Source organism: uncultured Helicobacter sp. (assembly GCF_947367035.1).
Taxonomy (GTDB): domain Bacteria; phylum Campylobacterota; class Campylobacteria; order Campylobacterales; family Helicobacteraceae; genus Helicobacter_D.
The window spans coordinates 101,897-112,673 of sequence record NZ_CANBCA010000001.1 but is presented as its reverse complement, the minus strand read 5'-3'; the positions used below and the strand labels follow the sequence as shown (position 1 = coordinate 112,673).

General features: G+C 32.7%; 12 protein-coding genes. 6 read left to right on the top strand and 6 right to left on the bottom strand.

The annotated features are described in order from the left end of the window. Positions 1 to 8: 8 nt before the first annotated feature. Positions 9 to 389, top strand: a complete 381-nt coding sequence (locus tag Q0Y61_RS00650) for a histidine triad nucleotide-binding protein (protein WP_297809726.1) — start codon at positions 9 to 11, stop codon at positions 387 to 389. A 108-nt stretch (positions 390 to 497) separates the two neighbouring features. Next, the gene (locus Q0Y61_RS00645; RefSeq protein WP_297809723.1) at positions 498 to 797 is read left to right on the top strand and encodes a YciI family protein; all 300 of its coding nucleotides are present in this window, start codon (positions 498 to 500) and stop codon (positions 795 to 797) included. 60 nt (positions 798 to 857) lie between these two features. Here the strand turns inward: Q0Y61_RS00645 and Q0Y61_RS00640 are convergent, their stop codons facing one another. From Q0Y61_RS00640 to Q0Y61_RS00615, 6 genes are all read right to left on the bottom strand, one after another. After that, entirely contained in the window at positions 858 to 2,672 is a 1,815-nt protein-coding gene (locus Q0Y61_RS00640; protein ID WP_297809720.1) for a hypothetical protein, read from the bottom strand. Positions 2,673 to 2,938: 266 nt separating this feature from the next. Next, positions 2,939 to 3,184, bottom strand: a complete 246-nt coding sequence (locus Q0Y61_RS00635) for a hypothetical protein (RefSeq protein WP_297809717.1) — start codon at positions 3,182 to 3,184, stop codon at positions 2,939 to 2,941. 50 nt (positions 3,185 to 3,234) lie between these two features. Then, positions 3,235 to 4,329: a hypothetical protein gene (locus Q0Y61_RS00630; RefSeq protein WP_297809714.1), complete on the bottom strand. Its 1,095-nt coding sequence runs from the start codon at positions 4,327 to 4,329 to the stop codon at positions 3,235 to 3,237. Further along, positions 4,286 to 4,495 (bottom strand): hypothetical protein, encoded by a 210-nt coding sequence (locus tag Q0Y61_RS00625; RefSeq protein WP_297809711.1) that lies wholly within the window; start codon positions 4,493 to 4,495, stop codon positions 4,286 to 4,288. Before Q0Y61_RS00625 ends, Q0Y61_RS00630 begins: the two co-directional genes overlap by 44 nt. A gap of 15 nt (positions 4,496 to 4,510) precedes the next feature. Beyond that, positions 4,511 to 6,559: a capsular biosynthesis protein gene (locus Q0Y61_RS00620; RefSeq protein WP_297809841.1), complete on the bottom strand. Its 2,049-nt coding sequence runs from the start codon at positions 6,557 to 6,559 to the stop codon at positions 4,511 to 4,513. A gap of 41 nt (positions 6,560 to 6,600) precedes the next feature. Next, positions 6,601 to 6,723 carry a hypothetical protein gene (locus tag Q0Y61_RS00615; protein WP_297809707.1) on the bottom strand — a complete coding sequence of 41 codons (123 nt, stop codon included), beginning with the start codon at positions 6,721 to 6,723 and terminating at the stop codon, positions 6,601 to 6,603. 114 nt (positions 6,724 to 6,837) lie between these two features. Between Q0Y61_RS00615 and Q0Y61_RS00610 the strand changes: the two genes are divergently transcribed. The 4 genes from Q0Y61_RS00610 to Q0Y61_RS00595 all read left to right on the top strand — a co-directional run bounded on the left by Q0Y61_RS00610 (position 6,838) and on the right by Q0Y61_RS00595 (position 10,761). Further along, entirely contained in the window at positions 6,838 to 7,251 is a 414-nt protein-coding gene (locus Q0Y61_RS00610) for a helix-turn-helix domain-containing protein (protein WP_297809705.1), read from the top strand. A 206-nt stretch (positions 7,252 to 7,457) separates the two neighbouring features. Beyond that, positions 7,458 to 8,435, top strand: coding sequence for a methylenetetrahydrofolate reductase (locus Q0Y61_RS00605; protein WP_297809703.1), 978 nt, complete (start codon positions 7,458 to 7,460; stop codon positions 8,433 to 8,435). 90 nt (positions 8,436 to 8,525) lie between these two features. Then, on the top strand, positions 8,526 to 9,548 hold the full coding sequence (locus Q0Y61_RS00600) for a YeiH family protein (RefSeq protein WP_297809700.1): 1,023 nt from the start codon (positions 8,526 to 8,528) through the stop codon (positions 9,546 to 9,548). Positions 9,549 to 9,591: 43 nt separating this feature from the next. Then, on the top strand, positions 9,592 to 10,761 hold the full coding sequence (locus Q0Y61_RS00595; protein ID WP_297809697.1) for a putative peptidoglycan glycosyltransferase FtsW: 1,170 nt from the start codon (positions 9,592 to 9,594) through the stop codon (positions 10,759 to 10,761). Positions 10,762 to 10,777 lie beyond the last annotated feature (16 nt).

The window sequence follows — 10,777 nt, the reverse complement described above, 5'->3', positions numbered from 1 at the left end:
GTTTTAAAATGAGTATATTTGAAAAAATTATTAAAGGCGAAGTGCCTTGCAACAAAGTATTAGAAAATGAGAATTTTCTAGCCTTTCACGATATTGCACCCAAAGCACCTGTGCATGTGCTTGCGATTCCAAAAAAATTTGCCAAAGATTTCCAAGAGCTTAACCCCAGCGAAATGGTTGGTTTTACGAGTTTTATTCAAGAAGTCGCACGCACTTTAAACTTAGACAAGAGTGGCTATCGTATCATCAGTAATGTGGGTGTAGATGGGGGACAAGAAGTGCCTTACCTGCACTTTCATATTTTAGGTGGAGTTAAACTTCGCTGGGACAATCTTGCGCAAAATATCTCCGATGAAGAGCGATTAGAAGAAGTGAAAAAGGGTATGTAGTCACGTCCTTGTGAGATTCCGCAAGGAATCGTGGCAATCTAGAATCTCACCTGTAAAAATTCCACTTTTGATAAAATATCTTTAAAAAACTCAAATTAAGGAAACAAAATGAAAAATCTATTTGTGATTTTAATCACCTACACAAAACCAATGAATGAAATTGAAACAATTTTGCCCGCTCACCGCACTTTTTTACAAAAAGGCTATGAGAGCAAACATCTTTTAGCAAGCGGACCACAGAATCCAAAAACAGGCGGAATCGTCATTGGGACATTTGATTCCAAAAAAACAGCAGAGGAGTTTTTCAAAAACGACCCTTATGCGCTAAATTCTGTCGCAACACACCAAGTTTTGGAATTTACTCCCGTGTTACACCAAGAATTTTTAAAAGGGTTTTTAGGGATATAAACTCAAGAATCCTAGATTATTCACGTTAATTTTGGTAATTTTCTTTGTTAAGTTTTTGGATTATAAACCTTTGCATTTAAAATAAAGAGTTAGAAAACCAAATTTTAAAAAACTTTTATCCGCCTCAATGATTAGTTGCCCAATTTTAAATTCTTTCTCATTTTGTATTTGCAAAGCCTCAAAATAATCCGTAAAACTATGCAATGTTTTAGGGGGATTCAACTCTCCTCTTTCTATCATTTTCTTTTGTAGTTTCTTAAGGATTTTGTGTTCTTTTTTTATAGCTAAAAGCCTAAAAGGCATATTAAAAAGATTGCTTTGTAAATAAGCCTCTCCTAGTTTATAGCTTAATTGCTCTCTTACTCTCTCCACCGCTCCTTTTTCCAAATTTCTCCCACAAGGTTGCGTTATTGCGCTCGCCATTTTCATAATGTTTGAACCCCGATAAGCATTCTTAAAAATATCTTGCACTATATCTTGAAATCTTGATGTTAAAACACACTTGCAAAAGACCTTATAAAACTCACTCTTTTCCTCTATATTTACCAACAATTCATCTGCTTCTTTAAATCTTTCTTGCTTTATTAAAGAATCCAAAAAAGCTATTTTATAAAGTGGGTTTTTCTCGTCTAAATTCATTGCCCTATAAGCCATATCCCCCAAAAACTTAAAGTCTCTCTCCCCTCTTTTCAATATATAAAGGTGCAAATAAGAAAAAGCTTGTGCTATGGGGTGGATTTTGATTTTTTCTAAATATTGCAAAATAATCTCAACTTGCATTTTTTCATCAAAAAATTTATAAGTGAAGTTTTGCTCCCTGCCTTTTCCTATCACACTAGCCAAGTAAGAAAAATGACTACCAGCAGAAAATATCTCTTTAGCTTTGGACATAAAGGTAATCTCAAAAAAGATTCTATCTACATCATTTAAGTTTTCAGGCAAGAACTCAACAATACTACAAAGCTTAAAATTTGTCGGAATCTCCTTTGCGTATTCTAGCAGACTTTGCATAGAAGCAATATCATCTGAAAACACAATAAGATTGCCTTTAGGTAAATAAGTTTTTATGATAAAAAAAGCAATCTCAATAGGCATTACTTTTTTGTAATGATTCCCGCGACTTCTAATAAAATAACTATAGAGCGCATCTCCTCCCCGCCAATGCAAAGCAACAAAATCCTGCAAAGCTTGCGCCGCAATTTTTGCCATTTCCATAATCTCCACAATATGTGAGCTAAATGGAATCTGTGAATAGAGTTTAGGCAATTCCTGCAAATAACTTTTATCTACACCAGAAATATATATTCCACTATCTTGATAACTCCACCCAAAGCTCCCCTCAAATGGCAAACTATCTTTTAACTTAGAAAGCGGGATATTCCTTGCTAAATGTTTGCTTTCTCTTTTAATTTGCTTTGTATAAGAATGCTGTGAAATGAATTTGGAATCAAAAAGATATTCCTCACTCTCAATTTGTGGCAACAAAATATCATAATGATAACTTTTACCCAGATTGTTTCTCAAATCATCTGTCCCACAAGCGTTTATATCACTTCTCCACACAAATCCAAACTTATATCCACTTAAATTTGCAAGATACATACTCACTAGCATATTCATTATTCTAACGCCAATCCCATCATCTGTGATACTGACAAGTAAGCCTTTATATTTTCTAGTGTAAGCTTGAAATTTACAAATAGAAAAATATTCATAATTTTGCATATAAATTTTAATTGTTTTTACTTTTTTACTTATTTCAAAATCTAAAAATTCCTTATTATAAACCTCACAAACTTTTTCAAAAGCCTTAAAACTCCCCCCCCCCCGCACTCTATGAAAAATTCCAAAACAACCCTGCAAGGATTCACCCAAATTTCCTTTGGCTCTAAATAAATTTTCAAATATTCCAAATCAACACAAGATTCAAACTCTACTTCCCACACATTAGACTCTTTATGAAATCGTAATATATTTGAAACTTCTTGCAAATCCTGATATTTAAAAATCATCATTCTTCCTTTTCTGTTTTACAAACCCAAAAATTCCTCAATAAGATCCCCCCATTTTTTAAACCTCATCAATCATTTGCAATGACTTTTACAATGTGATGAATGGTTATATTATCCATAAAAAGCAAATTATTGAGTAATTCGTTTAATTGCTTCCATAATCTGCTCATTTTTTGCGCCTTCTTCTCCTAAGAGATTCCGCAATAAATCTAAGCTAAGTTGTGGAGGAAAAACCACATAAGCATTGCTTGGAAAACCATTGCTATTCAAGCCTATACAAAATTCCTCCTCTTTGTTTGTTGATGCCTTGCCAACTACCATTTTAAAGCTATCTTTTTCATAAATAACTTTCTCGCTTCCATCAAAAGGTGTCATTTTCATCACCTATGGCAAATCCGCAACCTATCCTATCAAACAAAATTGTTTTAGTTTTTGCATTTAATTTTGCAAAACACATTTCTTAAAAACTTAAAATTAACCCATTTCTCCTCCTTATTTGAATTGCTTACAAAATCCAAATTGCGTATTTGACTCTCAATGAATTGCGGTAAAAAACTATTCAATTCCTTTCTATTGATTGTTTCGCTTATTATCACATTCTCTTTGTAGCAAAACTCTAAAATAAAAGTATAAATGCTCTTAGAATAGACTTGTAAAAAAATGCTTTTATCAATCCCGGCAAAAGTAAATTTTAATTTGTTTTTAAAATCCACTTGCACAATCAGCTCAAAAGGTTCCATAGGAATCTCCATTATTTGCTTCGCCCAAGCAATCCTCTCAAAATACTGCCACACTTCACCACCACTAAGTGGCACTTCTAACTTTGCTTTCCAATCTCCATTATATGCGCTCCCACCAAGCTCTAACCAGCGATGATAATAAACCCACCATTGCCCCCAGCAAAGCGCACAAAGCTTATTATTCCAAAAGCGGTTATGTTGTCTCCAAGCGTGAATAATAGAAGATTCTTTACTTTTTATCCAACTAATGTTTCCATAATATTTATCCCCTAGCTCGTAAATCTTTAGAGGATTTGTGAGTAAATAAAGGCTAAAGAGTGCTTGGTCTCCAAGTTTTGCCTGTGTGAAATAATCCTCACAATGCTCCGCAATGAAACGATAGACAAACTCATACATTCCTGTAAGTCTCATAGAGCCAAAGACAATAATCCCAGTAGAATAGTTCTTGACTTCTTTAAGATGATGAGGACATAATGCACCAATTCCTTGCGATAAGCTCGCACTTCCTCTAAAACAAGCCACATCAAAATCCCCCTGTGCTAATTCCTCAATACCACGCAAAAGCAACATATCAAAATCCAAATACACGATTCTTTCACATTCACAAAGAAACTTCAAAGCCTCAAATCTAGCATAACTCATATGCGTATAGCGGCTTAAAATAGGATTTGTCTTGTCTATGTGGAAGCTAGGATTGTATTTCTTAATCTCTGCACTAAAATCCTCAAAAGCAAAATCAACAAACACGAGATTTACCCCCCCCCCCGCAAGATTCCACAATCTCTTGCATAATCCTTTTATCTGATGGCAAGAATCCATCTTGGATAATATAAAAAACATTCACTTGATTTGGCATTTTATACAAAATATTTAATAAAAGAGTTCCAATTGTAAAAGCACTATCTTTTGTCGCTGCTAAGAGAATCCCAAATTTATATTTTTGCATTCTTTCCCCTTCATTTTATTTTACAAAGATTCTAAATTGCTTAATCAAAGGATTTTTAGAATCCATTACAAAATCTTTTGGTCTTGTAAGAAGTTTCCTAAAAAGTCTAAAAAACTTCGTATGCGAAACTTTAGAAAAAACCTTGTTTAAAAATGAAATAGAAAAATTCCCATATTTAGTATTTTTGATTTCATACAAATAGGGTTTATAAGCTAGAGATTTTAATGTATAAGCATTTTTTTCTACACTTGTAGCTTCAAGATAGCTTCGCCCTCCTATACGAATCTTGTAAAAATCAATGGAAGTTACTTGCTCTACCAATCTGTTATTTGTGCTATCTTTTGTTTGTTTAACCTGTGATTGTCCATAGCTATAAAATTCTTTCCACAAATAATGCACGAAACGTAGCATTTTTTCATTATCTACTTGAAATTCACCATTTAAGATTCTATGGATTTGCATTTTTAGCTCCTCCACATTTTTTGCGGACAAATTCAATCCTTGATGAGAATAAAATGCGTTACCACACAACACACAAGCTTTGCCACTTATCATCGCATAAACTCCCACCCCAGAGTTAATCATCACTGCCCCGCAACAAATCTCTAACAAATCTATAAAATTTGTATTATCAGGGACAAAAAGCAAGGAATCGTATTTGTCTTTTTCTATATTTAAAGTCAATGGATGCTTTTTAACGCAAAACACAATATCATCGTTTGTATAACTTCTAGCCATTTGATTAATAATCTCCAAAAACCATTCCCAGCTAAAAGGTTCATAGGTAAAATGCAATATCACAGAATCGTTTTGCGTCTGCAAAGGCACAAAAATTACTTTTTTATGCCGAATCCCGAGTTTCCTCCTTAAACTAGCTCCCCCTATTCTTTGACCTTGTGATTGTAAAAATTTTTCTCCATTTAAGAGGGATTTTATATAATCTTGTGTCTGTTCTATTTCCAAACTAGACAAGGGCTTATCCCAATATTTTGGTAAATACGAGGATGAATCATAATTGCAACCTTGTGTATCAAAAAACCAAGAATCACTAAAAGCACCTCTATCCCATACAATAAAAGGAATTTTTGAATCTTTTACAAACTCATAAATTAAAATGCGTTGTGCATTACCATAAGGATTTGGAAAAAGCACACAAGAAATTTGCCACTCTTTTAAAAATTCTAAAAATCTTGTCTTATCAAACTCCTCCTCTATAAAAAATTCATATTCCCTTTTGCAAACTAGCTCACCAATATAAACGCTCACTCCCCTCAACGCTTTATAAACGCTAGAATTTTCAGCAGTAAATAAAAGCACTTTTTTGCCTAGAGCCATTTTATCTTGCAGACAATCCACTCCATCGCTAAGATTCTTAAATCTCTTTAAATTACGATAAAACTTCTGATGATTTTTCTCTCTATTATCCAAATATCCATTTTGATTTGGTTCAATATGCCACAAATGATAAAGCCAGATTCCATAAAAAATACTCTCATATCCTACGATACTAAACCAAGAACGGAAGCCTTTAAAATCATTAAAACTCCAATTCCTATAATCAAAATCTAAATTTCTAGGCAAAGATTCAAAAGTTGCGCAAGTTTTTAAGATTCTATTCATCAAATCAAAATCCTCGTATCCGTGCCCGACAAATTCTAAGTCATTTCCGCCAATCTCCAAGTATTTATGCCGATTCATTACAAAAGAGCTTGAAGCAGGTGTAAAAAACTGATTAAGCATATTTTGTTTGCTATTTATATCGTGCAGGAGAATATTATCCCTTTTATCCTCCTCTGCTTGAACGATAAACTCACTTCCGCTTTCATTTAAAAAGATACAAGGTGGAATCAAAAATTGATTAGGATTCTTATGGATTTGCTTAATTTCAATTAATTGTAAAATCTTTTTTAAATTCTCTAAACTCAAATAACAATCCACATCTAAAGGCATTATTACAGGTGCATTGGCATAAATTGCGCCAAGATTCCGACAAGAGCCTAAAGAAAATGCTCCTCTTTCTTGTTGTGCAGTATCTTTTATGTATTGGTGTCCATTTTCTTGTATGAGTTTGGGTAATTCTTCACAAATATGGCTTGAATATCCCTCTACAAAAGATATTCCACTTCATCTATCCCTTTGGCATTCAAAGCTTTTTCTATTACTCTTTGTTTAATATATTCTCTTTGCGCACTTGTGCCAAAGGGGATAATAATAGAAAGTTTTGGCATTCCTTATCCTAATCCTTAAGTTTTAAAAACTAAATTATAGCTTTTCTATAATTAAATTATACTTTTACAATAATATAAAGCTTAAAATTATAGTTTTAATATAAAGAGCTATAAATGAAAGTTGTTGAAAGAATCAATGAAATCTTGCAAGAAAAAAATATGAGCAAAAAAGAACTTGCACATCGTTTGATTGACTTTGGTATGAAAGCAAACAAAACAGGAGAAACTCCGAGTATCTCTAGCATTTATGCTTATCTGAATGGCAATATTGAGATTAAAGCGGATATGATTCCTTATATTGCCGATGCGCTTGGAATCTGTGAGCAAGAATTATTTTCTAATCCCAAACAGGCTTTAAAAATCATCACAAAGGTTTATAATGAGAAAATAAATTACACACAATATGAAAAAATTATAGAATTACTAGAATATCTCTCGCCTAGAACACTCATTGAGCTAGAAGAAATTTTAATTCAAAATAAGAAAAAAATCCAAGAATTAAATAAAGGAATCCAAAGGTTGCAATAAGCAGAATCTCTAACAGTTAAAAATCTTTTTATCCCACAAAAGAACAAGAACACTTGGAAATCTTTACTAAAGAAACTAGTATTAAATTATTATTAACAATATTTTACTATGGTAATTTATACTTTTAAAATGTTATTTTATAGATTCAAAAATAAAATTTTTGATAGAATTTCCCAAAAATTTATAGACAATCATCAGGAATCTCTATGCAAAATACTCTTTTAAAATCAAATAATCTTTCTATGAATACTTTTCAGAGTGTGCAAATAGAATCTTTTGTCAATAAACTAACTTCTAAAGGCAAATGCTTTACCTATGAATTTTCTGCTCCTGCTAGTTTTAATCTTGAACTACTTTTTAATAATCTCCAAAATAAACAATTTATTAAGGAACTAGACGCATTTGTCTGCACAGATTCTCCTTTAGGAAAACTCAAGCATAGTGCAATTTTAGCAAGCCTTAAACTCCAAACTACTTTTAAAATCCCAAGCATTACAACAATTTCTATGCGTGATAAAAATACACTTGCACTACAAAGTGATATTGTGGGTATGAACAGCCTTGATTTGCGACTTATATTAGCCTTGACAGGCGACCCCTTGAGGCTTGGTAATCAACCACAAGCTAAAGGTGTATTTGAAGGAAATAGTCTTTTGCTTTTAAAAATTATTAATGCGCTTAATCATAAAAAAGACATTAATGGCGAAGCATTAAAGGGGGATTCCAAACTTATCTATCCTTTCTGTGTGTTAAATTCTTATGCAAATAAAAAAGAAAATCTTTATCGCAAAATGCAAGAAAAAATACAAAATGGAGCGCAGGCTATCTTTACACAACCTATTTATGATATAAATATTGCACAAGAGTTGCTAGAATGGTGTGAGCGAATTAATATTCAAAACCAAACAAAATGTGTGCTAGTTTTTGGATTTTTTCCTATTTTTTCTTATAAGACAGCTTTATTCTTACACCATAAATTACCCGGTGTGTTTGTCCCTAAAAGTTGGTTAGAAGAAATGAAGCAAGCAAATGAAAAAAATACAGAAGCACAGATAGGATTAGAAAAAAGCCGAGTATTGTTTTCAAATCTTTATAAAATACATCAAAAATTCCATTTTATGAGTGCAAATAAACCTGATTTGATTGAAGGAATAATTTGTCAAAAAAATGACAAGATTTATTAAAAATTATTAAAAGATTTTAAATAGAATTTGCTACACTTCAATTTCATTTTAATGATTTAATTCAAAATTCAAAATTATTGAGGGTGTAAAATGACAATACAATCCTTAAAAAATAATCTTATTAATGAATGGCTCAATGGTTTTGTATTAGTGTTTTTAGTAAGTTTAGCAAGTTACTATATTGCATTACTACCTTTTATCTCTAAATTGCATTTGTCTCCTTTAATTATTGGTGTTCTCTTTGGAATCTTAGCCTCTCCACTTTTTAGACAAGCAGAAAAATCTTGTGAAAAAGCCGTAATCTTTAGTGCAAAAAAACTTTTAAGAGTTGGCATTATTTTATATGGTTTTAATGTAACACTCGCAAACATTGCTTCTGTGGGTTTAAATGGAATTATTTTAAGTATTGTGGTAGTAGTTTTTATTCTAGGAATTGGATATATAATTGGAGTAAAATTTCTAAAACTAGACAAAGAAATTGCAATTTTAGTTAGTGGAGGAAGCGCAATTTGTGGAGCAGCTGCGATTTTAGCACTAGAATCTTCTTTAAAATCTAAACCTTACAAAGGCATTATTGCAGTAGGAACGGTTGTGATTTTTGGACTTTTAGGAATGTTTTTATACCCTTTAGCCTATGCGTTAGGTTTTGTTCCTTTAAATCACACACAAGAGGGTTATTATATTGGGCTGACTTTACACGAATTAGCAAATGTTGTCGGGGCTGGTGGCGCAATTTCTGAAGAAACACAAGAAGTGGCTTTGATTGTAAAAATGATTCGTGTTTTGCTGTTGGTAGCTGTTTTACTTGTGATTCCTTATTTCTTTGCGGGGAGTGAAGTGGGAGGGAAAAGAAAACTGCATATTCCTTGGTTCGCTTTTTGGTTCTTAGGAGTTGTTATTGCGCATTCTCTTGTTTCATTGCCACTTGAAATCATTTCTGTCTTTAAATTTCTATCTGGATTTTTTCTAGTTATGGCAATGAGTGCTTTAGGGCTTCAAGTTGATTTAAAAAAGTTTTTAGAATTTGGTGGCAAGGCATTTGTGTTAGCATTAATTCTGTTTGGGATTCTTACTTTTATTGGATTCTTGCTTGTTTATTACTTCGTTCCATAAATTCTCAAGTCGGAAATAATGAAAAAATTACAAAGAGATTTGAATGGTTGATCGTCCATTATTTGTTATTAGTGCAGGTCTAATTACTATTGGTATTATTTTTTCTTATTCCCTCTCTTCTTTTGCGGTTTTGTATTATGATTATGGAGAATTTCATTTCATCTTACGCCAACTCATTGCAGGAATATTCGGTATTATGGTTATGTGGGGAATTTCTCGTTGTAATCCAGACCATTTTATTTTATGGTTTGGCTTTTCTCTATTTTTTGGTGGAATCTTTTTGATGTTGATAATGCACTTCTTACCTGAAAGTCTTGCAACAAGTGCTGGTGGAGCAAAGCGTTGGATCCGCTTACCCTTTTTCTCCCTTGCACCAGTGGAATTTTTTAAAATTGGGTTCATCATTTTTCTAGCTTGGAGTTTTGCTCGTAAATTTTCCTTGTTAGAACAAAAGAATCTCAAAGAAGAATTCATCACATTTTTGCCTTATGTTGCTGTTTTTTTAGTCGCAGTCTATTTAATTGCAATCTTACAAAATGACTTAGGGCAAATCGTGCTTTTAGGTGCAACATTGGCTTTAATGATGATTTTTGCTGGCTCTTCTTTCAAATTATTCCTCTATCTTTTAAGCGGAGCCTTTATACTTTTTATTCTTGTCATCATCACAAGCACCCATCGTATAATGCGCATTAAAACTTGGTGGGTAGGAACGCAAGATTTAATCCTCTCTATCTTTCCGCAATCCATTGCTAATTCTTTACGCGTTGAAAACCTACCTGAACCCTATCAGATTCAACATTCCCTTAATGCGATTGCCAATGGTGGAATCTTAGGCGAAGGCTTGGGTAATGGCTTGATAAAATTAGGATTTTTAAGTGAAGTGCATACTGATGTGATTCTAGCAGGTATTGCAGAAGAAATTGGCTTTATAGGATTATTTTGTATTAGCCTACTTTTTATTGCACTTATTTTTCGGATTCTTAAAATTGCTAATCGTTGCACAAGCACAATGTATTATCTTTTTTGCTCTGGAGTAGCAGTTCTTTTGGGATTTTCATTTTTAATTAATGCCTTTGGAATTTCTGGCTTAATCCCTATTAAAGGAATTGCTGTTCCACTTTTAAGTTATGGTGGAAGCTCTATCCTAGCGACAAGCATTATGATAGGTATGGTTCTTTCTATTAGCAAAAAGGCAAAAATGACCACGTCATAAACGCTTAATGGATTGA